Genomic DNA, 25,557 nt, shown 5'->3' with positions numbered 1-25,557 from the left:
GATTAACGTACCTTCAGCGTTGCCAGACCAATCAGGACCAGCATCAGCGAAATAATCCAGAAACGCACAATGACGCGCGGTTCCGGCCAGCCTTTCAGTTCATAGTGGTGATGAATCGGTGCCATGCGGAAAATACGTTGTCCGCGCAGTTTAAAGGAGCCGACCTGCAGGATGACAGAAAGCGTTTCTACCACGAACACGCCCCCCATAATCACCAGCAGGAATTCCTGACGTAGCAGTACGGCGATAATGCCTAACGCACCACCTAACGCCAGCGAACCTACATCGCCCATAAAGACCTGCGCCGGATAGGTGTTAAACCACAGGAAGCCCAGTCCTGCCCCGACTATCGCGGTACAGACAATAACCAGTTCCCCGGCGTGTCGCAGATACGGTATGTGTAAATAGCTGGCAAAGTTCATGTTGCCGGTCGCCCACGCCACCAGCGCAAAACCACCGGCGACAAATACGGTCGGCATAATTGCCAGACCGTCAAGACCATCGGTCAGGTTTACCGCGTTGCCAGTACCCACAATGACGAAGTAAGCCAGCAGAATGTAGAACAGCCCCAGTTGCGGCATCACATCTTTAAAGAATGGGACCACCAGCTGCGTTGCGGGCGTGTCTTTGCCAACAAGGTACAGCGCGAAGGCGACACCCAGCGCAATGACCGACATCCAGAAATACTTCCAACGAGCGATCAACCCTTTGGTGTCTTTACGCACTACTTTGCGATAATCATCAACAAAGCCAATAACACCGTAACCTACCAGCACCACCAACACGCACCAGACGTACGGATTGGACGGGTAAGCCCACAGCAGTACGGAGATCACAATCGCCGTCAGGATCATAATCCCGCCCATGGTCGGCGTACCGCGCTTGCTGAAGTGTGATTCAGGACCGTCGTTACGCACCACCTGACCAAAGGAGAGTTTTTGCAAATGAGCAATCATGCGCGGGCCCATCCACAATGAGATGAACAGCGCGGTCAGCAGGCTGACGATGGCGCGAAACGTCAGATAGGAAAAGACGTTAAAGCCGGAATAATATTTGACCAAATGTTCGGCCAGCCAAACTAACATGTCCCATTCTCCTGTAAAGCGCGTACTACCTCTTCCATGGCGGCACTACGTGAACCCTTAACTAAAATCGTAATTACCTGTTGCTCAGCAATCAGTGATTTAAGACGCGTAATTAACGCAGTTTTATCAGCAAAATGTTCGCCAACGCCGCTGGCGGTGCTGATAGCATGGCTTTGTTTACCCACGCTTAACACGCGGTCAATACCAGCAGCTTTTGCCGCCTCGCCCACCTGTACATGGCAGGCTTCGCTTTCAGCGCCCAGTTCCGCCATATCGCCCACCACCAGCACGCGGTAGCCCGGCATTTCAGCCAGTACCTGGACTGCTGCGGTCATTGAACCGACATTGGCGTTGTAGGAGTCGTCGAGCAGCAACTGGTTTTCTGCCAGTTGGATGGGGAACAGACGGCCTGGAACAGCTTTCAGATTTGCCAGCCCCGCTTTGATAGCATCAAGCGTTGCGCCCACGGACATGGAGAGCGCAGCGGCTGCCAGCGCATTCGCAATATTGTGACGCCCCGGCAACGGCAGCAGAACATCCACGCTACCGGTTGGGGTTTGCAGGGTAAATTCCGTACCGTGCGAAGTCACATGGATATTGGTGGCGGTGAAATCGCTGTTGGCGGCATTAGGTGAGAAACGCCACACTTTGCGTGAGCCAATTACGCTCTGCCAATTCAGCCAGTCGTTGTTGTCGGCGTTCATAATGGCGATACCGTTTTCCGGCAGGCCGCTAAAGATTTCACCTTTCGCTTTCGCGACACCCGCAAGCGAGCCAAAACCTTCCAGATGCGCCGCTGCCAGGTTGTTGACCAGCGCAGCTTCCGGGCGAGTCAGACTCACAGTCCAGGCAATTTCGCCCTGATGGTTCGCGCCAAGTTCAATAACTGCGTAATCGTATTCCGGCGTTAAGCGCAACAGCGTCATCGGTACACCGATGTCGTTGTTGAGATTGCCTGCCGTATAAAGCGTGTTGCCGCACTGGCTTAAAATCGCCGCCGTCATCTCTTTAACGGAGGTTTTGCCGGAGGACCCCGTCAGAGCAACCACGCGCGCCGGAACTTGCTGGCGAACCCATGCAGCCAGTTCACCAAACGCCAGACGCGTATCCTTGACGATTAACTGCGGCAGGTCGATATCCAGCGGACGGCTAACCAGTAGTGCGCCTGCGCCGCCAGCTTTCGCCTGGTCGGCAAAATCATGAGCATCGAAACGTTCGCCTTTCAGGGCAACAAACAGGCAGCCCGGCGTCAGTTTTCGGGTATCAGTGGTTACAGCATCAAGGGTGATATCTGCACCTTGCAGTTCACCGTTGAGAATGTCGGTAAGTTGGCTAAGGGTTACGCTAATCATGCAATCACCCCCAGCAGACGCGCCACCGTGACGCGATCGGAGTAGTCCAGACGCTGATTGCCAACAATCTGGTAATCTTCATGGCCTTTGCCCGCGACCAGCACCACATCGTTCTCTTTAGCCTGCATAACGGCGCAAGTCACCGCTTCAGCACGGCCTTCCATCACTTTTGCATGTCCGGCATCTAACATTCCCGCCAGAATATCGTTGATGATGGCACGCGGTTCTTCGGTACGCGGGTTATCGTCCGTCACCACCGCCACGTCAGCAAACTCTTCGGCAATTGCGCCCATCAGTGGACGCTTACCTTTATCGCGATCGCCACCACAGCCAAAGACACACCACAGCTTGCCCGCACAGTGCAGACGCGCCGCCTGTAAGGCTTTTTCCAGTGCATCCGGTGTATGCGCGTAATCCACCACCACCGTCGGTTTGCCTGGCGCAGTGAACACTTCCATACGTCCGCAAACCGGTTGCAGACGCGCGGCGGTTTTCAACAGATCAGCCAATGGATAGCCGAGTGCCAGCAGTGTCGCCAGCGCGAGCAGCAGGTTGCTGACGTTAAAAGCGCCCATCAGATGGCTTTCAATTTCGCCATCGCCCCAACTTGAGCTAAAGCGAATGGTCGCACCGCTGTCGTGATAGTTCACGTCGATCGCTTTTAACCAGCGTCCGTGACAGTTCGGATTGATATGCTCTTCCATTGATACCGCAACCGCGTCCGGCAGTTTTGCCAGCCAGCGGCGGCCCACTTCATCGTCGGCGTTAATAATCGCCTGACCGCAATGATGCTCAGAATAAAGCAGCCATTTCGCGGCTTCGTAGTGTTCCATATCACCATGATAATCAAGGTGATCGCGGCTTAAGTTGGTAAAGACCGACGCCGCAAATTTCAATGCCGCCACACGGTGCTGTACCAGCCCGTGGGAGGAAACTTCCATTGCGCAAAACGTCGCGCCCTGATCCACCAGCCCCGCCAGCTCATGCTGAACATCGACTGCCGAACCAGTGGTATTTTCTGTCGGGATCACTTTCCCCAGCAGACCGTTACCAACGGTGCCCATTACCGCGCTGGTTTCGCCAAGCAGTTGGCTCCACTGCGCCAGCAGCTGGGTCGTCGTGGTTTTGCCGTTGGTGCCCGTTACGCCCACGAGACGTAAATTGTCAGAGGGTTCATGGTAAAAGCGGCCCGCCAGTGCAGATAAACGCTCGTTGAGCTGGCTGAGATAGATGACCGGTACGCCGTGCATTTCACGGATTTCACCGTCGGTCGCCTCACCTTTCGCCTCTGCAATAATGGCAGCCACACCTTGCGCTATCGCCTGCGGGATATATCGACGCCCGTCCGCCTGATGACCTACTACAGCTACAAAGAGATCGCCCGCCGCAGCCACACGGCTGTCGAGTGTCATCTCTCGCAGTGCTCGCGAAGGTGCGTCTGGCACCCACGGAGCAAGAAGGTCGCGCAAATTACGATCTGCCACCTGTCCCCTCGCCTTGATTAATCACAAATTCATTTTTATCGCCCGTTGTCAGCGCATCCGGCTCGATGTTCATGGTACGCAATACGCCGCCCATGATGGCACCAAAGACCGGCGCGGAAACGGCGCCGCCGTAGTATTTACCCGCCTGCGGATCGTTGATAACAACAACCAGCGCGAAGCGCGGCTGACTCGCAGGCGCAACGCCTGCGGTATAAGCAATATATTTATTGATGTAGCGACCGTCCGGCCCGACCTTTTTCGCGGTACCGGTTTTAATGGCGATACGATAGCCTTTAATCGCCGCCTTCACGCCGCCGCCGCCCGGTAGCGCCACGCTTTCCATCATATGCACCACGGTGCGGACAATGGATTCCGGGAAGACACGTTCACCGGGAACCGGGGGGTCAACTTTCGTAATCGACAGTGGGCGATAAATGCCGTAGCTGCCGATAGTTGCGTAGACTCGCGCTAACTGTAACGGTGTTACCATTAGCCCGTAGCCGAAAGAGAAGGTGGCCCTCTCTATGTCAGACCACCGTTGTTTTTGAGGATATAAGCCACTGCGTTCTCCGACCAACCCCAAATTGGTCGCTTTTCCCAGTCCAAAACGTGAGTAAGTATCTACTAACGCTGAGGACGGCATCGCTAACGCCAGCTTGGAAACACCGACGTTACTCGACTTCTGTAATACCCCGGTCAGGGTTAATTCGCTGTAGCGTGCCACGTCTTTGATTTCGTGGCCGTTAATTCGATAAGGAACGGTATTGAGTACCGAGTTTTCCCGCACCACGCCACGTTGCAACGCAGTCATCACCACCATCGGTTTAACCGTTGAGCCCGGTTCAAACACGTCGGTGATGGTACGGTTACGCATCGCCTCTTTCGGCGTGCCACTCAGATTGTTAGGGTTGTATGATGGGCTGTTAGCCATCGCCAGCACTTCACCGGTGTTGACATCCACCAGCACGGCGCTACCAGATTCAGCCTTGTTAAAGGCCACCGCATTGTTCAGTTCGCGATAAACCAGCGCCTGCAGGCGTTCATCAATACTCAGCGCCAGGTTGTGCGCAGCCTGGCTGTCAGTAGAAGAAATATCTTCAATTACGCGACCATAGCGGTCTTTACGCACAATGCGCTCACCCGGCTGCCCGGTAAGCCATTTATCGAAACTCTTCTCGACGCCCTCAATCCCCTGGCTATCGACGTTAGTAAAGCCGATGAGGTGAGCAGTCACTTCGCCGGATGGATAATAACGGCGAGATTCTTCACGCAGATGAATCCCCGGCAGTTTCAGTTTTTTGATGTAGTCCGCCATGTCAGGGTTTACCTGACGCGCCAGATAAATAAAGCGCCCTTTCGGGTTGGCGTTAATGCGGGCTGAAAGCTGATCCAGCGGAATATTGAGCGCGTTAGCCAGCGCCTTCCAGCGGTCACCGACGCTGATACCGCCAGCGTCATGCACTTCTTTCGGGTCAGCCCAAATCGCTTTTACCGGCACGCTCACCGCTAACGGGCGACCAGAACGGTCAGTAATCATGCCGCGGGAGGTGGAAACTTGCTGAACGCGAAGAGAACGCATGTCGCCCTCTTTCACCAGCATATCCGGGGAGATAACTTGTAACCACGCTACGCGTCCGAGCAGAAAAGCCAGCGCCAGGAGAATACAGCCGCATAACAACGCAAAACGCCAACTGATAAAGTTGGCATGTTCTTCCTGACGTTTTGGTTTCTGCGTTTTCGCCGCTGCTTTCATGCGTCGCGTTTATCCTTATTTTTGCACTACGATATTTTCTTGTGACGGATCAACATGCTGCATTTGCAGCTTTTCCGTGGCGATCCTTTCCACCCGGCTATGGTCGCCGAGCGCATTCTCTTCAAGGATCAGGTTGCGCCATTCAATGTCTAAAGCATCTCGCTCCAGCACCAGTTGTTCGCGCTGAGCGGTCAGTAAACGGGTATGGTGCGCCGTGGTTACCACGGTCACCGCCGTCAAAATAATGCAAATGAACAGGCAGAGTGGCAGCTTCCCAAATCGCAAAAGATCGTCACCGATAACACCAGGCAATGCATGGCGCTCGTGGCTTCCCATCGATCCTTTAACTTTGCTTAGAGCTTCTGTCACTCTGCTGATCATGCGTTCGTCCTCTCTGCAATACGCAGAACTGAACTACGGGCACGAGGGTTCTCAGCCACCTCTTCTTCGCCCGGCATTAACTTGCCTAGTGCTCGCAGCTGACGGCCACCCAGTTTTTTGAGCTGCTCTTCAGTCATCGGTAACCCTGCCGGAACTTGCGGACCGCGGCTGTTTTCACGCATAAAACGTTTCACAATACGGTCTTCCAGCGAGTGGAAGCTGATGATCGAAAGCCGCCCACCCGGGGCCAGCACGTTGAGCGAGCTTTTTAGCGCCTGCTCTATCTCCTCCAGTTCACTGTTTACCCAAATGCGCACCGCCTGGAAGGTACGGGTCGCGGGATGTTTAAACTTATCTTTCACCGGCGTTGCAGCAGCCACGACTTCCGCCAGTTCTTTGGTGCGGGTCATCGGCTGTTCGCGGTTACGCTCGACAATGGCGCGGGCAATGCGTTTGGCAAAACGCTCTTCACCATAGGTTTTCAATACCCAGGCGATATCGGCTTCTTCTGCGGTTTGTAGCCATTCAGCGGCTGACTGCCCACGGGTTGGGTCCATACGCATGTCCAGCGGACCATCGCGCATAAAGGAAAAGCCGCGCTCAGCATCATCAAGTTGCGGTGAAGAGACGCCAAGATCGAGGAGAATGCCGTCGATCTTGCCGATAAGATCGCGCTCGGCAACGTATTCGCCCAGCGCGGAGAAAGGTCCGTGGATGATGGAGAAGCGCGGATCATCAATAGTCTTCGCAACGGCGATAGCCTGCGGGTCGCGATCGATCGCCAGCAAACGCCCCTCTTCGCCAAGCTGCGAGAGGATCAGACGTGAGTGACCACCGCGACCAAAAGTCCCATCAATGTAGATGCCATCAGGACGGATATTGAGGCCATTAACGGCTTCATCCAACAGCACCGTAGTATGTTTATAGTTTTCCATCATTTTATAGAGACAAGTCCTGCAGTCGCTCCGATAAGTCTCCGGTAGCCAACTGCTCTGCGTCGATATCTTCCTTGACCTGTTGATGCCAGGTTGTTTCATCCCACAGCTCAAACTTGTTGAACTGTCCAACCAGCATCACTTCTTTTGTCAGCCCGGCATGTTGCCGCAGTACTGGCGCGATTAACAATCGACCTGCGCCATCCATCTGACATTCGCTGGCATGACCTAACAGTAGGCGCTGCACACGGCGCTCAACCGGGTTCATGCTCGACAGACGCGATAATTTTTGCTCGATAATTTCCCATTCAGGCAGGGGGTAAAGCAGCAGGCACGGGTGATGAATGTCAATGGTGCAAACCATTTGACCGGCAGCGTTCTCAAGCAGCTGTTCCCGATAACGGGTAGGCACTGATAAGCGCCCTTTGCTGTCGAGATTGACTAACGTTGCTCCCCGGAACATGCCAGCCTCACCCCTTATTCCCACTTTGCCCCACAATTTCCCACTGAAAGGAGTTTACGGAGCGGAGGAAAAGCTTGTCAAGCCAGTCACAAGGCATACCGAGGTAAAAAACCCGATGTTTACGGCTAATATCAGCGTTGTTTATTTTACGTCCAACGTGCGAAGCAAATTAACGTTATGAATAGCTGTAAGAAAAAATCCCTCATCGTCATCACCGTTTTAAAATGACTCACTATTTTCCACAGCAAATATAAAGTGTCAGTTTGCGACGCGAGCGGCATTTTAGGACATATCTTCCCCGGTTAACAGTCCCTGTTGCGTCTGTGTGGCGCTTGATGCCAGCGGGTTTGCGCAAAAGCAAAGAAAAGTGTTTGTTAAATCGGCAACTCATCGCCGCATGTAACAAAATAATGCAAAAACGCGCTGTCGATATCACTTAATTATTGTGAATTTCAGTTGGAGAGTTAATTAACGGGCGGGTTTAAAAGCATTTATCAATAATAGTCAGGAATAGTCTTATTTACTTTAAGGATATTGATGTCCAGTCCCGTACTCTACGCGCCAGAGGGAAATTCACCTGGCGCGTATTTTTGTTCGCGGCTTAGCTACGGCTGAGCACACCGCGGCGATAGAGATTACGTTTAATGCGCGTTAAACCAGGTTTTGGCTTACGCGGTTCGTCCAGGCTTGCCAGGACAATCTCCAGCACACGCTCTGCGACATCGCGGTGACGTTGAGCCACTGCCAGCACCGGGCACTGTAAGAAGTCGAGCAGTTCGTTATCGCCAAAGGTGGCAATTGCCAGGTCAGAAGGCAGTTTACCATCGCGACGTAGCGTGACATCCATCACCCCTTGCAACAACGCAAACGACGTTGTGAACAGCGCCTGCGGCATCGGATGCGTTTCCAGCCATTTTTCGAATAACTGGGCAGCCGCCTCCCGCTCATAGCTGTTGGCATACAGAAAATGCACTTCGCGCGGATCATCTTTCCAGGCAGTACGGAAACCTTGTTCACGCAGGAAGCTGACAGAAAGCTCCGGCAGCGCGCCAAGATAAAGCACCGTCTCGGCGGGAAACTTACGTAACTCTTCCGCCAGCATTTCGGCATCATCCTGATCGGCACCAACCACGCTGGTGAAATGTTCACGATCGAGGGCGCGGTCCAGCGCGACAATCGGGAACGGGTCGTTAGCCCAGCGTTGATAAAAAGGATGCTCAGGTGGCAACGACGTCGAAACAATAATGGCATCAACCTGACGCTGTAAAAGGTGCTCAATGCAGCGCATTTCGTTGTCTGGCTGATCTTCTGAGCAGGCAATCAGCAGTTGATAACCCCGTTGCCGCGCCTGGCGTTCAAGATAGTTAGCGATGCGGGTATAGCTGGTGTTCTCCAGATCGGGGATCACAAGACCAATAGAACGTGTGCGTCCAGCACGAAGCCCAGCTGCCACGGCGTTCGGGTGGTAATTGTGCTCACGCACGACAGCCATGACTTTTTCAACGGTTTTGTCGCTCACACGGTATTGCTTCGCTTTGCCGTTAATAACATAGCTTGCAGTGGTCCGCGACACTCCCGCCAGCCGAGCGATTTCATCCAGTTTCACAATTGCCCCTTGCGTAAAATGTAAAAGCCATAGCCATTGTACTGGTATGGGTTAAATTCATTAACATCTAAGCGCAGAAAATTAACTGCGGCAACTGCTTTTATTCCAGGTTCCCACTGATTTCGCAAAAAAAGCCCAACGTGACATGTTGGGCTGCAAATTGCGCATTGAGATCATTCTCAACGCATTATTTTATCGCCGCGCGAAAGTCCGACCACACCAGAGCGAGCAACTTCCACAATTTTCGCCACATCGCGAATCGATGCTAAAAATGCATCAAGCTTATCGCTGGTGCCTGCTAATTGAACGGTATAAAGCGAGGGTGTGACATCGATAATTTGCCCACGGAATATTTCCGTATTACGTTTCACTTCGTCACGCCCGTAACCGCTGGCCTGAATTTTCACCAGCATGATTTCCCGCTCAACATGCGCGCCCTGCCCCAACTCACTCACGCGCAAGACATCGACCAGCTTGTGTAATTGCTTTTCGATCTGCTCAAGTACTTTTTCATCGCCCACGGTCTGGATGGTCATACGCGATAATGTCGGATCGTCGGTTGGCGCAACGGTCAGGCTTTCAATGTTGTAGCCACGCTGGGAAAAAAGGCCAATCACGCGGGATAACGCGCCTGATTCATTTTCGAGTAAGACTGATAATATCCGGCGCATAATCAGGTTCTCTCCGTTTTGCTTAACCACATTTCATCCATTCCGCCCCCGCGAATCTGCATCGGGTAGACGTGCTCGCTGCCATCGACGGTAACATCAACAAACACCAGGCGATTATTGCGCACCTGTTCCAGCGCCTCGCTAAGTTTGCTTTCCAGCTCATGCGGATGAGAAATCTGGATCCCGACATGCCCATAGGCTTCCGCCAGACGGACGAAATCGGGTAGCGATTGCATATAAGATTGTGAATGACGGCCGGAATAGATCATGTCCTGCCACTGCTTCACCATCCCCAGATAGCGGTTATTGAGATTCACCACCAGTACGGGCAACTCGTATTGCAACGCGGTAGACAGTTCCTGAATGTTCATCTGAATACTGCCGTCGCCAGTGACGCAAACCACGGTTTCTTCTGGCAACGCCATTTTGACGCCCAGTGCCGCAGGTAAACCAAAACCCATCGTTCCGAGGCCACCGGAATTGATCCAGCGACGCGGTTTGTCGAATGGATAATAAAGTGCAGCAAACATCTGGTGCTGCCCGACATCGGACGTCACGTAAGCGTCTCCCTTCGTCAACCGCCAAAGAGTCTCGATCACCGCCTGCGGTTTAATCTTTTCACTGTGAGTGTCATATTTCAGGCACTGACGAGCGCGCCACTGTTCAATTTGCTGCCACCAGTCGCGGATCTCATCCAGTGGTTGATGGGCGGATTCTTGCGACAAGAGTTCAAGCATTTGTTCGAGGACCTGGCGAGCATCCCCCACAATCGGGATATCCGCAGTCACGGTTTTAGAAATGGAAGTAGGATCAATATCGATATGCAGAACAGTGGCATTTGGGCAGTACTTTGCCAGATTGTTCGTCGTTCGGTCATCAAATCGTACCCCGACGGCGAAAATCACATCCGCGTTATGCATCGTCATATTGGCTTCGTAGGTACCGTGCATTCCCAGCATGCCCAGTGCCTGACGATGCGTTGCCGGAAACGCCCCCAGCCCCATCAATGAGGAAACAACGGGCAGATTCAACGCCTCCACCGTTTCTTTCAACTGCTGATGGCAGCCCGCCGTGATTGCCCCACCGCCTACGTAGACAACCGGTTTTTTTGCCGCTACCAGCGTTTGCAGAGCACGCTTAATTTGCCCTTTATGTCCGGTAGTAGTGGGATTGTAAGAACGCATACTGACCGACTCCGGCCAGACATAGGGTAATTTGTTCGCCGGATTAAGAATATCTTTCGGTAAATCAACGACCACTGGTCCTGGGCGACCACTTGCCGCCAGCCAGAAAGCCTTTTTCAGCACCTGCGGAATGTCTTCCGTTTGCTTAACCAGAAAACTGTGTTTAACCACCGGTCGCGAAATCCCCACCATGTCGCACTCCTGAAAGGCATCGTAACCTATCAACGAGGTCGCTACCTGCCCGGAAAGGACAACTAATGGAATGGAATCCATATAAGCGGTGGCGATGCCAGTAATCGCATTGGTCGCCCCTGGACCCGACGTTACCAGCACGACGCCGACTTCCCCGGTCGCGCGCGCCAGACCATCGGCCATATGCACTGCCGCCTGCTCATGACGAACTAAAACATGATCGATACCACCCACGGTATGCAATGCATCGTAAATATCAAGGACTGCGCCTCCGGGATAACCGAATACTTGTTTAACGCCCTGATCGATAAGCGATCGGACGACCATCTCGGCTCCAGACAACATCTCCATGGCCTGCCTCACTGTTTGACGGAAAAAATGTGTAAAACACATTAACCGTCCGATCTTGCTTAAGCAATTGGCAGCCAGAGACATAAACGCCGGGTAATAAGAATAAACAGGGGGAAAGGTGAAAAGAAACGATAAAATCCTCCATTACGAAGGATAAAAATGATAATAAATCGGCTAAATCCCACCACTTACAGCAATTTCTCTATTTTTTTAATTAATCCTAAAATAGAGAGCCCACACATTCAGAATAAAATTCTACATTCAATAAAAAATGCAGAATAAACCAGACATTCATGTCTGACCTATTCTGCATTCAGTTAGCGTTTGCAAATTGAGACTAATTGCTCTTCCATCCACTGATGGCCTTTATCGCGCCCGGCAGCTTCATGCCAGGAGAGATAACAGGTTCTGCTATTTAGTTTTAACGGCAGCGGTAATACCTGTAATTCTAAGGATTCAGCGAACTCTTCAGCCAGCCAACGCGGCGCAATAGCGACCAAATGCGTTTGCGACACCACGCTAAGTACGCTCATCATTGCCATGCCCTGATACGCGATACTGGCTTGCTTATCTACCGTGTCATACCAAGGTTGACTAAATGACGCGAAACGATCGAGCGAAACCGCCGCATGTTGTTCGTTATAAACATCATGTTTCAGTAACGGGCCCTTAATTGTTGGGTGATTTTTGCTGGCTACCAGCACCATTTCATCTTTAAATAATGGCACGCTGGTAAATTCAGGACGATGGAAGTCTTCATAACTAATCACAAACTCCGTTTCCTGATAACGCAGCTGATGTTCAGTGTTCTGATTTAATGAAGACTTGAACATAACATGTATATTTGGCGCAATCTGCTCAATGTGATTATAAATCTGCGAGGTCAGAATACTGTCTAACGGGCTGCAAACACAAAGATGAAATACACGTTCACTGCTCGCGGGTTCAAAACCTGAACCAGGCAATTCATTTTGTACTAGTTGCAATGCCTGACGAACTGAACCAAAAAGTTGAAATGCGCGAGCAGTCGGTTGAATACCACGGCCATAACGAACAAAAAGCTCGTCATTAAACATCACCTTCAGGCGTGCAACAGCGTTACTGACCGCAGGTTGCGACATTCCCAGAACATGAGCAGCACGGGTAATGTTTTGCTCCTGCATCACGGCATCGAAAACGGTTAATAAGTTGAGATCGACCATGCGTAGCTGTGGCTTGCTGAACTCCGCCGTCTCTGGATGATCTGTTTGTACCTCTGGCATACTTAACTCCACTGTCACACTTAACTCCCTTTCCCTTATTGGAATGCAGAGAAATAATCCTCGAGAATATGATTTATCATGCATATAAAATAAGAAAAAGGAAAATGAGTAAAATTAGGAAAACATAAAGATACGGGTTCTTATAAAAACAGAATCCATTGCCGTGGAAAGCGTCATTTACCACAGCATAATAATCCATAATGTTCTTGTTGCGTAAACAATCTAATCATAACTACCGCGAATACTCAATCATCCACAAAATGGATTAAATGTGCTTTTTAATAATTTATTTATATGTTTAATGCATTAATTCTTAACATTAATTGATCAATAATATTCACCAAATCAATATCAAAAAATCCGCAAAACATATAATTCAATACAAATCATCAGGATAGGTTTTGCAACGCGTGCATTTTGTCCCCTTTTTCCTCGTGGATTAGATGCAAAAATTTATTCTGAAATATGTCAACCGATGAAAAGCATCGGTAGTTAAGCAGAAATTAATATCGCTTGTTTTAACCACAGCAGCACAATTAGCTAATCTTACGGATGCAGAACTCATGCTGGCGGGACGTTTTTATTGCGTCAGGGTTGACATCCGTTTTTGTATCCAGTAACTCTAAAAGCATATCGCATTCATCTGGAGCTGATTTAATGACTCACATCGTTCGCTTTATCGGTCTACTACTACTAAACGCATCTTCTTTGCGCGGTAGACGAGTGAGCGGCATCCAGCATTAAGCCAGCACGCAGTCAAACAAAAAACCCGCGCCATTGCGCGGGTTTTTTTATGCCCGAAGCGAGGCGCTCTAAAAGAGACAAGGACCCAAACCATGAGCCAGCAAGTCATTATTTTCGATACCACATTGCGCGACGGTGAACAGGCGTTACAGGCAAGCTTGAGTGTGAAAGAAAAACTGCAAATTGCGCTGGCCCTTGAGCGTATGGGTGTTGACGTGATGGAAGTCGGGTTCCCCGTCTCTTCGCCGGGTGATTTTGAATCAGTGCAAACCATCGCTCGCCAGGTTAAAAACAGCCGTGTATGCGCGTTAGCTCGCTGCGTGGAGAAAGATATCGACGTGGCGGCCGAATCCCTGAAAGTCGCCGAAGCCTTCCGTATTCATACCTTTATTGCCACTTCGCCAATGCACATCGCCACCAAGCTGCGCAGCACGCTGGACGAGGTGATCGAACGCGCTATCTATATGGTGAAACGCGCCCGTAATTACACCGATGATGTTGAATTTTCTTGCGAAGATGCCGGGCGTACACCCATTGCCGATCTGGCGCGAGTGGTCGAAGCGGCGATTAATGCCGGTGCCACCACCATCAACATTCCGGACACCGTGGGCTACACCATGCCGTTTGAGTTCGCCGGAATCATCAGCGGCCTGTATGAACGCGTGCCTAACATCGACAAAGCCATTATTTCCGTACATACCCACGACGATTTGGGCCTGGCGGTCGGCAACTCACTGGCGGCGGTACATGCCGGTGCACGCCAGGTGGAAGGTGCAATGAACGGGATCGGCGAGCGTGCCGGTAACTGTTCCCTGGAAGAAGTCATCATGGCGATTAAAGTTCGCAAGGATATTCTCAACGTCCACACCGCCATTAATCACCAGGAGATATGGCGCACCAGCCAGTTAGTTAGCCAGATTTGTAATATGCCGATCCCGGCAAACAAAGCCATTGTTGGCAGCGGCGCATTCGCACACTCCTCCGGTATCCACCAGGATGGCGTGCTGAAAAACCGCGAAAACTACGAAATCATGACACCAGAATCTATTGGTCTGAACCAAATCCAGCTGAATCTGACCTCTCGTTCGGGGCGTGCGGCGGTGAAACATCGCATGGATGAGATGGGGTATAAAGAAAGTGAATATAATTTAGACAATTTGTACGACGCCTTCCTCAAGCTGGCGGACAAAAAAGGTCAGGTGTTTGATTACGATCTGGAGGCGCTGGCCTTCATCGGTAAGCAGCAAGAAGAGCCGGAGCATTTCCGTCTGGATTACTTCAGCGTGCAGTCTGGCTCTAACGATATCGCCACCGCCGCCGTCAAACTGGCCTGCGGCGAAGAAGTCAAAGCAGAAGCCGCCAACGGTAACGGTCCGGTCGATGCCGTCTATCAGGCGATTAACCGCATCACTGACTATAACGTCGAACTGGTGAAATACAGCCTGACCGCTAAAGGTCACGGTAAAGATGCGCTGGGTCAGGTGGATATTGTCGCCAACTACAACGGTCGCCGCTTCCACGGCGTCGGCCTGGCCACCGATATTGTCGAGTCCTCCGCCAAAGCCATGGTGCACGTACTTAACAATATCTGGCGTGCCACAGAAGTCGAAAAAGAGTTGCAACGCAAAGCTCAACACAACGAAAACAACAAGGAAACCGTGTGATGTCGAAGAATTACCATATTGCCGTTTTGCCCGGAGATGGGATCGGGCCGGAAGTGATGACCCAGGCGCTGAAAGTGCTGGATGCCGTGCGCAACCGCTTTGCGATGCGCATCACCACCAGCCATTATGATGTAGGCGGCGCAGCCATTGATAACCACGGGCAGCCGCTGCCGCCTGCGACGGTTGAAGGTTGTGAGCAAGCCGATGCCGTGCTGTTTGGCTCGGTAGGCGGTCCGAAGTGGGAACATTTACCACCAGACCAGCAACCAGAACGCGGCGCGCTGCTGCCTCTGCGTAAGCACTTCAAATTATTCAGCAACCTGCGCCCGGCAAAACTGTATCAGGGGCTGGAAGCATTCTGTCCGCTGCGTGCAGACATTGCCGCAAACGGCTTCGACATCCTGTGCGTGCGTGAACTGACCGGCGGCATCTATTTCGGTCAGCCAAAAGGCCGCGAAGGTAGCGGACAATATGAAAAAGCGTTTGATACCGAGGTGTATCACCGTTTTGAGATTGAACGTATCGCCCGCATCGCGTTTGAATCTGCCCGCAAGCGTCGCCACAAAGTCACCTCAATCGACAAAGCTAACGTGCTGCAATCCTCTATTTTATGGCGTGAAATCGTCAACGAGATCGCCACGGAATACCCGGATGTCGAACTGGCGCATATGTACATCGACAACGCCACCATGCAGCTGATTAAAGATCCATCACAGTTTGACGTCCTGCTGTGCTCCAACCTGTTTGGCGACATTCTGTCTGACGAGTGCGCAATGATCACTGGCTCGATGGGCATGTTGCCTTCCGCCAGCCTGAACGAGCAAGGTTTTGGTCTGTATGAACCGGCAGGCGGCTCGGCACCAGATATCGCAGGCAAAAACATCGCCAACCCGATTGCACAAATCCTGTCGCTGGCACTGCTGCTGCGTTACAGCCTGGATGCCGATGATGCGGCTTCCGCCATTGAACGCGCCATTAACCGCGCATTAGAAGAAGGCATTCGCACCGGGGATTTAGCCCGTGGCGCTGCCGCCGTTAGTACCGATGAAATGGGCGATATCATTGCCCGCTATGTGGCAGAAGGGGTGTAATCATGGCTAAGACGTTATACGAAAAATTGTTTGACGCTCACGTAGTGTACGAAGCCGAAAACGAAACCCCGCTGTTATATATCGACCGCCACCTGGTGCATGAAGTGACCTCACCGCAGGCGTTCGATGGTCTGCGCGCCCACGGTCGCCCGGTACGTCAGCCGGGCAAAACCTTCGCTACCATGGATCACAACGTCTCTACCCAGACCAAAGACATTAATGCCTGCGGTGAAATGGCGCGTATCCAGATGCAGGAACTGATCAAAAACTGCAAAGAATTTGGCGTCGAACTGTATGACCTGAATCACCCCTATCAAGGGATCGTCCACGTAATGGGGCCGGAACAGGGCGTGACCTTGCCGGGGATGACCATTGTCTGCGGCGACTCGCATACCGCCACTCACGGCGCGTTTGGCGCACTGGCCTTTGGTATCGGCACTTCCGAAGTTGAACACGTACTGGCAACGCAAACCCTGAAACAGGGCCGTGCGAAGACCATGAAAATTGAAGTCCAGGGCAAAGCCGCGCCGGGCATTACCGCAAAAGATATCGTGTTGGCAATTATCGGTAAAACTGGCAGCGCAGGCGGCACCGGGCATGTGGTGGAGTTTTGCGGCGAAGCAATCCGTGATTTAAGCATGGAAGGTCGGATGACCCTGTGCAATATGGCAATCGAAATGGGCGCGAAAGCCGGTCTGGTTGCACCGGACGAAACCACCTTTAACTATGTCAAAGGTCGTCTGCATGCGCCGAAAGGCAAAGATTTCGACGACGCCGTTGCCTACTGGAAAACCCTGCAAACCGACGAAGGCGCAACTTTCGATACCGTTGTCACTCTGCAAGCAGAAGAGATTTCGCCGCAGGTCACCTGGGGCACCAATCCAGGCCAGGTGATTTCCGTGAACGACAATATTCCCGATCCGGCTTCGTTTGCCGATCCGGTTGAACGTGCGTCGGCAGAAAAAGCGCTGGCCTATATGGGGCTGAAACCGGGTATTCCGCTGACCGAAGTGGCTATCGACAAAGTGTTTATCGGTTCCTGTACCAACTCGCGCATTGAAGATTTACGCGCGGCAGCGGAGATCGCCAAAGGGCGAAAAGTCGCGCCAGGCGTGCAGGCACTGGTGGTTCCCGGCTCTGGCCCGGTAAAAGCCCAGGCGGAAGCGGAAGGTCTGGATAAAATCTTTATTGAAGCCGGTTTTGAATGGCGCTTGCCTGGCTGCTCAATGTGTCTGGCGATGAACAACGACCGTCTGAATCCGGGCGAACGTTGTGCCTCCACCAGCAACCGTAACTTTGAAGGCCGTCAGGGGCGCGGCGGGCGCACGCATCTGGTCAGCCCGGCAATGGCTGCAGCCGCGGCTGTGACCGGACATTTCGCCGACATTCGCAACATTAAATAAGGAGCACACCATGGCAGAGAAATTTATCAAACACACAGGCCTGGTGGTTCCGCTGGATGCCGCCAATGTCGATACCGATGCAATCATCCCGAAACAGTTTTTGCAGAAAGTGACCCGTACTGGTTTTGGCGCGCATCTGTTTAACGACTGGCGTTTTCTGGATGAAAAAGGCCAACAGCCAAACCCGGACTTCGTGCTGAACTTCCCGCAGTATCAGGGCGCTTCCATTTTGCTGGCACGAGAAAACTTCGGCTGTGGCTCCTCGCGTGAGCACGCGCCCTGGGCATTGACCGATTACGGTTTTAAGGTGGTGATTGCGCCGAGTTTTGCTGACATCTTCTATGGCAATAGCTTTAACAACCAGCTGCTGCCGGTGAAATTAAGCGACGCAGAAGTGGATGAGCTGTTTGCGCTGGTGAAAGCCAATCCGGGGATTCATTTTGATGTAGACCTGGAAGCGCAAGAGGTGAAAGCGGGTGAGAAAACCTATCGCTTTACCATTGATGCCTTCCGCCGCCACTGCCTGATGAACGGTCTGGACAGCATTGGGCTTACCTTGCAGCACGACGACGCCATTGCGGCTTATGAAGCGAAGCAACCCGCGTTTATGCGTTAGTTTGTACACCGTCCGGTACTCAATCGCCAAAAAGAAAAAAGCCAGCAGATAATCACTGCTGGCGTGGCGATTAACACCAATACTCAGTCACACATGATGTCCGCAAATCAGTAGTCAGAATGACTCCCCTCCCACTGCATCAGTTCTTCAAGCATGGTTAATCGTTGTGGGACGCTTAACCAACGCAACCAGCACAACTTCGCTGTCGCGGTAAAATAGTGCTGATAAAACTGACGCATGGGGCACCTCCTTGCTTCATCGTTAGGAATTATTGACTTAATATAGGGAAAATAAAATTGCTGTCTTTTGCGCAGGAGTTCCCCTTTTATGCCATCTGCTCGTCTGCAACAACAGTTCATCCGCCTGTGGCAATGCTGCGAGGGTAAATCGCAGGACACAACGCTCAACGAACTGGCAGCGTTATTGAGCTGCTCGCGTCGTCATATGCGCACCCTGCTCAACACCATGCAGGATCGCGGCTGGCTGACGTGGGAAGCGGAAGTCGGGCGTGGTAAACGCTCGCGTCTGACATTCCTCTATACCGGGCTGGCGCTTCAGCAACAGCGGGCGGAAGACCTGCTGGAGCAGGAGCGTATCGACCAACTAGTGCAGTTAGTTGGCGACAAAGCGACTGTGAGGCAAATGCTGGTTTCTCATCTGGGCCGCAGCTTCCGCCAGGGGCGGCACATCCTGCGCGTGCTCTACTATCGTCCGTTGCGTAACCTGCTACCTGGCAGCGCATTGCGCCGTTCCGAAACCCATATCGCCCGGCAAATCTTCAGTTCGCTAACGCGCATAAATGAGGAAAATGGGGAACTGGAAGCAGACATCGCCCACCACTGGCAGCAAATATCACCGCTTCACTGGCGTTTCTTTTTGCGTCCAGGAGTCCATTTTCATCATGGTCGTGAACTGGAAATGGACGACGTGATCGCCTCTTTAAAACGAATCAATACGCTGCCGCTCTATTCGCATATTGCTGACATTGTGTCGCCGACGCCCTGGACGCTGGATATCCACCTCACGCAGCCGGATCGCTGGTTGCCGTTACTGCTGGGACAAGTTCCGGCGATGATCCTGCCGCGCGAATGGGAAACCCTCAGTAACTTTGCCAGCCATCCCATCGGCACCGGTCCGTATGCGGTGATCCGCAACAGCACCAATCAACTGAAAATTCAGGCATTCGATGACTTCTTCGGTTACCGGGCATTAATCGACGAAGTTAACGTCTGGGTTCTGCCGGAAATTGCCGACGAGCCAGCCGGAGGTCTGATGCTAAAAGGTCCACAGGGCGAGGAAAAAGAGATTGAAAGCCGCCTGGAGGAAGGTTGCTACTATTTACTGTTCGATAGCCGCACCCATCGCGGGGCGAATCAGCAAGTCAGGGACTGGGTAAGCTATGTGCTTTCTCCAACTAATCTGGTCTATTTCGCTGAGGAACAGTACCAGCAACTGTGGTTCCCGGCTTATGGACTGCTCCCCCGTTGGCATCATGCCCGCACCATAAAGAGCGAAAAACCGGCTGGTCTGGAAAGCCTCACCCTGACCTTTTATCAGGATCACAGTGAGCATCGGGTGATTGCCGGGATCATGCAGCAGATTCTGGCAAGCCACCAGGTCACACTGGAAATCAAAGAGATCAGCTACGATCAGTGGCATGAAGGAGAGATCGAGAGCGATATCTGGCTTAACAGCGCCAACTTTACGCTACCGCTGGATTTTTCGCTGTTCGCGCACCTGTGCGAGGTGCCGCTGCTCCAACACTGTATTCCGATCGACTGGCAAGCCGACGCCGCCCGCTGGCGCAATGGCGAGATGAATCTGGCGAACTGGTGCCAGCAACTGGTCGCCAGTAAAGCAATGGTGCCACTTATCCACCACTGGCTGATCATTCAGGGGCAACGCAGTATGCGCGGCCTACGCATGAACACCCTCGGCTGGTTCGATTTTAAATCAGCGTGGTTTGCGCCGCCGGATCCAGAGTAGCTTGCGCCTTTTGGCGGTCATGAGCGCATTTTTTATATTCAGACGGAATGATAAAATACATTACTTTTATATTTTCTCTGTTTTATGCATCGTCTGATTAGCGTCGCAAATAAGATTAAAGAAGGGGCATTCCAGCCCCTCTTTCATATTCTGAGTTAATCAATAACGGCGCAGTCTAGCCTTGTTCTGGCCGGAAAGATCATCTTTTTCAGGTTAACCTCGCGCAGGTCAGTCATACCATCTGCTATTGTTCGTTTCAGCATTGCTCATGTCAACCTCGAGACAGTCAATACCACAAATGACAACACCGTTAAAGTAAGCATTACTCAGGTCAATGCACCCGGTCCTGGTGTTCTCTTTCAGCTGCAACTTCAGAGTAAATATCGCCTCATCGCCAATAAAAAAACTGACGCATAACGTATCTTTTGGCGAGAGTGAGGCCTTCGCGGCCATATTTTCCGGATCTCTTGCGTGTTCTTTGAGTTCATTAAATTTTATCAGCCAGTGAGTTAACTGATCACGCGCCTTCCCGTCGACAGCCCCGGTAAAGTATTTTGAGTAGTCATCACTATTCTGGAAATAAAATGCATCCTTCAGAATTTGCCTTGCCGCAGTCTGAGAATGTTTATCTGACCGAAAGAGATTGCGTAACGTCTCCCATAGCTCTTCAAAGATATTCATATTCTCGGTCTTTTGGACCAAGTTAACTATCCTGATAATCTGAGAATTAGTAAGGCCTGGATCTTTAGTGGTATTACTAGCAGGGATACTAATCTGTTCTGGGTTTCTTACTTTCATGCTGATAGCTCCACTCTGAGTAAAAAACTCAGAATAAGCGTCCTGAATAAGAATACTGTCAAAAATCGCTCATTCACGCAATAAACGGTTACGTTACCTATTCTGACTGTAGCTAAGGGATTCTTTCGGATCAACGCTCTCCAGCTATGCAAATACGCTCTTGATAGCTGAACGAATATTGGCTTTTTTAATACGCCTTCTCTATGGATTGCTGGTTGATAACAAAATCACTACACTAACGCCGTTCTCAACGGGGTGCCACGCGGACGCGTGCGCTGAGAAAATACCCGTCGAACCTGATCCGGATAACGCCGGCGAAGGGATTTGAGGCTCCTTCTCAAGTCCTTTGCCACTCTTTTTTGAGGTGCAAAGTGTTAAAAAAATGTCTTCCCCTGCTGTTGCTGTGCACAGCGCCCGTTTTCGCTAAACCCGTTCTGACTGTTTATACCTACGATTCCTTCGCCGCCGACTGGGGGCCTGGTCCGGTGGTTAAAAAAGCCTTTGAAGCCGACTGTAATTGCGAACTGAAACTGGTGGCGCTGGAAGATGGCGTTTCGCTTCTCAACCGTCTACGGATGGAAGGCAAAAACAGTAAAGCCGATGTGGTGCTGGGGCTGGATAACAACCTGTTAGACGCCGCCAGTAAAACCGGACTGTTTGCCAAAAGCGGTGTGGCAGCGGATGCCGTTAACGTTCCCGGCGGCTGGAATAATGACACTTTCGTACCGTTTGATTATGGCTACTTCGCCTTCGTTTATGACAAGAACAAACTGAAAAACCCGCCACAAAGCCTGAAAGAACTGGTTGAGAGCGATCAAAACTGGCGGGTGATTTATCAGGATCCGCGCACCAGTACACCGGGGCTGGGTCTGTTGCTATGGATGCAAAAAGTCTATGGCGATGACGCCCCACAAGCCTGGCAGAAACTGGCGAAGAAAACCGTCACCGTCACCAAAGGCTGGAGCGAAGCCTACGGCCTGTTTTTAAAAGGTGAAAGCGATCTGGTACTGAGTTACACCACCTCTCCGGCTTATCACATTCTCGAAGAGAAGAAAGATAACTACGCCGCCGCGAACTTCAACGAAGGTCACTATCTGCAAGTGGAAGTCGCCGCTCGCACCGCTGCCAGCAAGCAGCCGGAGCTGGCGCAAAAATTCCTCCAGTTTATGGTTTCTCCGGCTTTCCAGAATGCGATCCCAACCGGCAACTGGATGTATCCGGTGGCAAACGTCACGCTGCCTGCCGGTTTTGAAAAATTGACCAAACCCGCAACCACGCTGGAGTTCACGCCAGCCGAAGTGGCGGCACAACGTCAGGCATGGATTAGCGAATGGCAACGCGCCGTCAGCCGTTAATTCCCGGCTGGTTAATTCCAGGTGTAAGCGCCGCCACGCTGGTGGTAGCGGTTGCGCTGGCGGCGTTTCTCGCCCTGTGGTGGAACGCGCCGCAGGGTGACTGGTCGGCAGTCTGGCGGGACAGCTACCTGTGGCATGTGGTGCGCTTCTCCTTCTGGCAGGCGTTTCTCTCGGCGCTGCTCTCTGTCGTACCCGCGATATTCCTCGCCCGCGCACTCTATCGCAGGCGCTTTCCGGGTCGGCTGGCGCTGTTGCGTCTGTGCGCAATGACCTTGATCCTCCCGGTGCTGGTCGCCGTTTTCGGCATTCTTAGCGTCTATGGTCGCCAGGGCTGGCTGGCATCGCTCTGCCAATCGCTCGGTCTGGAGTGGACCTTTTCGCCCTACGGCCTGCAAGGCATTTTGCTGGCCCATGTGTTTTTTAATCTGCCGATGGCGAGCCGTTTATTACTTCAGGCACTGGAAAACATTCCCGGCGAACAACGTCAACTTGCCGCCCAGCTTGGGATGCGTGGCTGGCACTTCTTTCGTTTCGTCGAATGGCCGTGGTTACGGCGACAAATCCCGCCAGTTGCTGCGCTTATCTTTATGCTCTGTTTCGCCAGCTTCGCCACCGTACTGTCGCTGGGCGGCGGTCCGCAGGCGACCACTATCGAGCTGGCTATTTATCAGGCGCTGAGTTACGACTACGATCCTGCCCGCGCGGCGATGCTGGCGCTGATCCAGATGATGTGTTGCCTTGGGCTGGTGCTGTTGAGTCAGCGACTAAGTAAGGCCATTGCGCCCGGCACCACGCTGCTGCAAGGCTGGCGCGACCCGGACGATCGTCTGCATAGCCGCATTTGCGACACGGTGTTAATAGTGCTGGCGCTGCTGCTGTTGCTGCCACCGTTGCTGGCGGTGATCGTCGATGGGGTAAATCGCCAGTTGCCGGAAGTGCTGGCACAACCGGTGCTGTGGCAGGCGCTGTGGACCTCGTTGCGTATTGCGCTGGCGGCAGGTGTATTGTGCGTAGTGCTGACCATGATGCTGCTATGGAGCAGTCGCGAACTTCGGGCGCGGCAAAAAATGCTGGCGGGCCAGGCGCTGGAGATGAGCGGCATGTTGATCCTCGCTATGCCGGGGATTGTGCTGGCAACGGGCTTCTTTTTACTGCTCAACAGCACCATTGGCCTGCCGCAATCTGCTGACGGCATTGTGATTTTCACCAATGCGTTAATGGCGATCCCCTACGCCCTGAAAGTGCTGGAAAACCCGATGCGCGATATCACCGCCCGCTACAGCATGTTATGTCAGTCGCTGGGGATTGAAGGCTGGTCACGCTTAAAAGTGGTGGAGCTGCGCGCCCTGAAACGCCCGCTGGCGCAGGCGCTGGCTTTTGCCTGCGTGCTGTCGATTGGTGATTTTGGCGTGGTGGCGTTGTTCGGTAACGATGATTTCCGCACCCTACCGTTTTATCTCTACCAGCAAATTGGCTCCTATCGCAGCCAGGACGGCGCGGTCACCGCGTTAATTCTGCTACTACTCTGTTTTCTGCTGTTTACCGTGATTGAAAAACTACCGGGGCGAAATGTTAAAACTGACTGATATCACCTGGCTTTACCACCATTTGCCGATGCGTTTTAGCTTAACAGTAGAACGCGGCGAGCAGGTGGCGATCCTCGGGCCAAGCGGCGCGGGTAAAAGTACCCTGCTGAATTTGATCGCCGGTTTTCTGACGCCAGCCAGCGGTTCGCTGACTATCGACGGCGTTGATCACACCACGACGCCGCCGTCACGCCGTCCGGTGTCGATGCTGTTTCAGGAGAACAACCTGTTCAGCCACCTGACGGTTGCGCAGAACATCGGGCTGGGGCTAAATCCGGGATTGAAACTGAACGCGGCACAGCAGGAGAAAATGCACGCGATTGCCCGTCAGATGGGGATTGATAATTTAATGGCGCGGTTACCTGGCGAGCTTTCCGGCGGTCAGCGACAGCGCGTGGCGTTAGCGCGTTGTCTGGTACGCGAGCAGCCGATTTTATTGCTCGATGAACCGTTCTCTGCGCTCGATCCGGCGTTACGTCAGGAGATGTTGACGCTGGTGAGCACGAGCTGCCAGCAGCAAAAAATGACGCTATTGATGGTGTCGCACAGCGTGGAAGATGCGGCGCGGATCGCCACGCGCTCGGTGGTGGTCGCCGACGGGCGCATCGCCTGGCAGGGTAAAACCGATGAGTTGTTAAGCGGTAAGGCGAGTGCTTCGGCGCTGTTGGGAATTACAGGTTAGTATGCACTGTCGGATGCGGCGTGAACGCCTTATCCGACCTACGGGTAGTGCGTTTTGTAGGCCTGATAAGACGCGGCAAGCGTCGCATCAGGCAACCCGCACAAGACTATCTCCTAAACTCCAACCACTTTACGCAAAATATCGATATACACCGGCATTAACGGATGGCGAACTAACACCACCAGCGCCACCACGCCGATGGCAGAAATCAACGGCGTCAGCCACAACAAACGACCGCGGGACAAATAATGACTCAAACGATCGGTTGCTTTGCCGCTGCGCCATAACCGCCAGCACAGCCAGCCACCAACCCACAAAAATACCGCCGTCGCCAGCAGCAACCATTTAAACTCGCCACTCTGCATTCCGGCAGGAATATCGATCGCCGCGCCCGCCAGAATCCCTGGCAGGAAGTAAAACGGCGGCCACAGCAGGCAGCCGATAATATTCGGCGTAATAAATTTAGCCACCGGCAGATCCAGCATTCCCGCCACCATTGGCACCAGCGGACGCGTCGGGCCAACAAAACGACCGACCAGAATGGTGAACATGCTGTGTTGATGCAACGCATGTTCAGTTTTATCGAGTAATGCTTTGTTCTTCTTCAGAAATGACCAGCGATGCAATGGCTTTTTAAAACGCCAGCCCAGCCAGAAGGAGATCCAGTCGCCCAGCAGACAACCGACGATCCCTGCCAGCCAGGCGTGCCAGAAACTTAACTCGCCGCTGCCAATCAGCGCTCCCAGCCCCGCCATCAGCACCGTACCGGGTAGAATCAAACCGACCAGCGCCAGCGACTCCAGAAAGGCCACCAACACCACCGCCATCAATGAATACACGGTGGATTGGGTAATAAAGTGTTCCAGCAATGCTTGCATAATGTGCCTGTCAAATGGACGAAGCAGGGATTCTG

At 52.6% G+C, this 25,557-nt stretch carries 24 protein-coding genes, 1 pseudogene and 1 riboswitch; of the genes and pseudogenes, 10 read left to right on the top strand and 15 right to left on the bottom strand.

The features are described from left to right. Positions 1–2: 2 nt before the first annotated feature. The 11 genes from mraY to ilvI all read right to left on the bottom strand — a co-directional run bounded on the left by mraY (position 3) and on the right by ilvI (position 11,457). Entirely contained in the window at positions 3–1,085 is a 1,083-nt protein-coding gene (gene mraY, locus HUZ68_RS03335; protein ID WP_000964134.1) for a phospho-N-acetylmuramoyl-pentapeptide-transferase, read from the bottom strand. Beyond that, positions 1,079–2,437, bottom strand: coding sequence for a UDP-N-acetylmuramoyl-tripeptide--D-alanyl-D-alanine ligase (gene murF, locus HUZ68_RS03330; protein ID WP_000626688.1), 1,359 nt, complete (start codon positions 2,435–2,437; stop codon positions 1,079–1,081). Before murF ends, mraY begins: the two co-directional genes overlap by 7 nt. After that, positions 2,434–3,921, bottom strand: coding sequence for a UDP-N-acetylmuramoyl-L-alanyl-D-glutamate--2,6-diaminopimelate ligase (murE, locus tag HUZ68_RS03325; RefSeq protein ID WP_021556411.1), 1,488 nt, complete (start codon positions 3,919–3,921; stop codon positions 2,434–2,436). The genes murF and murE overlap by 4 nt, the downstream gene beginning before the upstream one ends. Continuing rightward, a complete protein-coding gene (gene ftsI / locus HUZ68_RS03320; protein ID WP_000642204.1) occupies positions 3,908–5,674 on the bottom strand; it encodes a peptidoglycan glycosyltransferase FtsI in 1,767 nt (588 codons plus the stop codon). Before ftsI ends, murE begins: the two co-directional genes overlap by 14 nt. A gap of 15 nt (positions 5,675–5,689) precedes the next feature. After that, positions 5,690–6,055 (bottom strand): cell division protein FtsL, encoded by a 366-nt coding sequence (gene ftsL / locus HUZ68_RS03315; protein ID WP_000625658.1) that lies wholly within the window; start codon positions 6,053–6,055, stop codon positions 5,690–5,692. Beyond that, positions 6,052–6,993, bottom strand: coding sequence for a 16S rRNA (cytosine(1402)-N(4))-methyltransferase RsmH (gene rsmH, locus HUZ68_RS03310; RefSeq protein ID WP_000970479.1), 942 nt, complete (start codon positions 6,991–6,993; stop codon positions 6,052–6,054). The genes ftsL and rsmH overlap by 4 nt, the downstream gene beginning before the upstream one ends. Position 6,994: 1 nt before the next feature. Beyond that, positions 6,995–7,453 carry a division/cell wall cluster transcriptional repressor MraZ gene (gene mraZ, locus HUZ68_RS03305; RefSeq protein ID WP_001295770.1) on the bottom strand — a complete coding sequence of 153 codons (459 nt, stop codon included), beginning with the start codon at positions 7,451–7,453 and terminating at the stop codon, positions 6,995–6,997. Between the two features lie 601 nt (positions 7,454–8,054). Then, a complete protein-coding gene (gene cra / locus HUZ68_RS03300; protein WP_000762401.1) occupies positions 8,055–9,059 on the bottom strand; it encodes a catabolite repressor/activator in 1,005 nt (334 codons plus the stop codon). 81 nt (positions 9,060–9,140) lie between these two features. Continuing rightward, complete coding sequence (locus HUZ68_RS03295; RefSeq protein WP_001303787.1) at positions 9,141–9,227, bottom strand: fruR/shl operon leader peptide; 87 nt, start codon at positions 9,225–9,227, stop codon at positions 9,141–9,143. An 11-nt stretch (positions 9,228–9,238) separates the two neighbouring features. After that, complete coding sequence (gene ilvN / locus HUZ68_RS03290; RefSeq protein WP_001252744.1) at positions 9,239–9,730, bottom strand: acetolactate synthase small subunit; 492 nt, start codon at positions 9,728–9,730, stop codon at positions 9,239–9,241. Positions 9,731–9,732: 2 nt separating this feature from the next. Continuing rightward, complete coding sequence (ilvI, locus tag HUZ68_RS03285) at positions 9,733–11,457, bottom strand: acetolactate synthase 3 large subunit (RefSeq protein WP_000425668.1); 1,725 nt, start codon at positions 11,455–11,457, stop codon at positions 9,733–9,735. A 118-nt stretch (positions 11,458–11,575) separates the two neighbouring features. Here ilvI and HUZ68_RS25100 point away from each other — a divergent pair. Then, positions 11,576–11,614, top strand: a pseudogene (locus tag HUZ68_RS25100) (hypothetical protein). Between the two features lie 160 nt (positions 11,615–11,774). On the opposite strand, the gene leuO reads toward HUZ68_RS25100, so the two are convergent. Then, on the bottom strand, positions 11,775–12,719 hold the full coding sequence (leuO, locus tag HUZ68_RS03280) for a transcriptional regulator LeuO (protein WP_001302209.1): 945 nt from the start codon (positions 12,717–12,719) through the stop codon (positions 11,775–11,777). Positions 12,720–13,376: 657 nt separating this feature from the next. Here leuO and leuL point away from each other — a divergent pair. The 5 genes from leuL to leuD all read left to right on the top strand — a co-directional run bounded on the left by leuL (position 13,377) and on the right by leuD (position 18,237). Beyond that, positions 13,377–13,463: a leu operon leader peptide gene (gene leuL / locus HUZ68_RS03275; RefSeq protein WP_001300467.1), complete on the top strand. Its 87-nt coding sequence runs from the start codon at positions 13,377–13,379 to the stop codon at positions 13,461–13,463. 92 nt (positions 13,464–13,555) lie between these two features. Continuing rightward, positions 13,556–15,127 carry a 2-isopropylmalate synthase gene (gene leuA / locus HUZ68_RS03270; protein ID WP_000082847.1) on the top strand — a complete coding sequence of 524 codons (1,572 nt, stop codon included), beginning with the start codon at positions 13,556–13,558 and terminating at the stop codon, positions 15,125–15,127. Beyond that, positions 15,127–16,218, top strand: a complete 1,092-nt coding sequence (gene leuB, locus HUZ68_RS03265; RefSeq protein ID WP_000042356.1) for a 3-isopropylmalate dehydrogenase — start codon at positions 15,127–15,129, stop codon at positions 16,216–16,218. Before leuA ends, leuB begins: the two co-directional genes overlap by 1 nt. A gap of 2 nt (positions 16,219–16,220) precedes the next feature. Next, on the top strand, positions 16,221–17,621 hold the full coding sequence (gene leuC / locus HUZ68_RS03260) for a 3-isopropylmalate dehydratase large subunit (protein WP_001140652.1): 1,401 nt from the start codon (positions 16,221–16,223) through the stop codon (positions 17,619–17,621). A gap of 10 nt (positions 17,622–17,631) precedes the next feature. After that, positions 17,632–18,237, top strand: coding sequence for a 3-isopropylmalate dehydratase small subunit (leuD, locus tag HUZ68_RS03255; protein ID WP_000818225.1), 606 nt, complete (start codon positions 17,632–17,634; stop codon positions 18,235–18,237). Between the two features lie 107 nt (positions 18,238–18,344). Here the strand turns inward: leuD and sgrT are convergent, their stop codons facing one another. Next, positions 18,345–18,476 carry a glucose uptake inhibitor SgrT gene (gene sgrT / locus HUZ68_RS03250; RefSeq protein ID WP_001248768.1) on the bottom strand — a complete coding sequence of 44 codons (132 nt, stop codon included), beginning with the start codon at positions 18,474–18,476 and terminating at the stop codon, positions 18,345–18,347. Positions 18,477–18,564: 88 nt separating this feature from the next. Here sgrT and sgrR point away from each other — a divergent pair, with 88 nt between their 5' ends. Further along, positions 18,565–20,223 (top strand): DNA-binding transcriptional regulator SgrR, encoded by a 1,659-nt coding sequence (gene sgrR, locus HUZ68_RS03245; protein ID WP_239594028.1) that lies wholly within the window; start codon positions 18,565–18,567, stop codon positions 20,221–20,223. 228 nt (positions 20,224–20,451) lie between these two features. On the opposite strand, the gene espY2 is transcribed toward sgrR, so the two are convergent. Then, complete coding sequence (gene espY2, locus HUZ68_RS03240; protein ID WP_072686437.1) at positions 20,452–21,021, bottom strand: T3SS effector EspY2; 570 nt, start codon at positions 21,019–21,021, stop codon at positions 20,452–20,454. A 241-nt stretch (positions 21,022–21,262) separates the two neighbouring features. After that, a riboswitch (TPP riboswitch) is annotated at positions 21,263–21,362 on the top strand. A gap of 30 nt (positions 21,363–21,392) precedes the next feature. Here espY2 and thiB point away from each other — a divergent pair. Genes thiB through thiQ form a run of 3 tightly spaced genes read left to right on the top strand, consistent with a single transcriptional unit; the run spans position 21,393 to position 24,644 of the window. After that, the gene (gene thiB, locus HUZ68_RS03235; RefSeq protein ID WP_171461425.1) at positions 21,393–22,376 is read left to right on the top strand and encodes a thiamine ABC transporter substrate binding subunit; all 984 of its coding nucleotides are present in this window, start codon (positions 21,393–21,395) and stop codon (positions 22,374–22,376) included. Further along, on the top strand, positions 22,352–23,962 hold the full coding sequence (gene thiP / locus HUZ68_RS03230) for a thiamine/thiamine pyrophosphate ABC transporter permease ThiP (RefSeq protein WP_191655085.1): 1,611 nt from the start codon (positions 22,352–22,354) through the stop codon (positions 23,960–23,962). Before thiB ends, thiP begins: the two co-directional genes overlap by 25 nt. Continuing rightward, entirely contained in the window at positions 23,946–24,644 is a 699-nt protein-coding gene (gene thiQ / locus HUZ68_RS03225) for a thiamine ABC transporter ATP-binding protein ThiQ (RefSeq protein WP_000916287.1), read from the top strand. The genes thiP and thiQ overlap by 17 nt, the downstream gene beginning before the upstream one ends. 113 nt (positions 24,645–24,757) lie before the next feature. On the opposite strand, the gene HUZ68_RS03220 is transcribed toward thiQ, so the two are convergent. Further along, positions 24,758–25,522, bottom strand: a complete 765-nt coding sequence (locus HUZ68_RS03220; protein WP_001148407.1) for a DedA family protein — start codon at positions 25,520–25,522, stop codon at positions 24,758–24,760. Positions 25,523–25,557 lie beyond the last annotated feature (35 nt).

Source organism: Shigella dysenteriae, from assembly GCF_022354085.1.
GTDB classification, from domain to species: domain Bacteria; phylum Pseudomonadota; class Gammaproteobacteria; order Enterobacterales; family Enterobacteriaceae; genus Escherichia; species Escherichia coli.
This window is presented reverse-complemented; position numbering and strand designations above follow the sequence as displayed.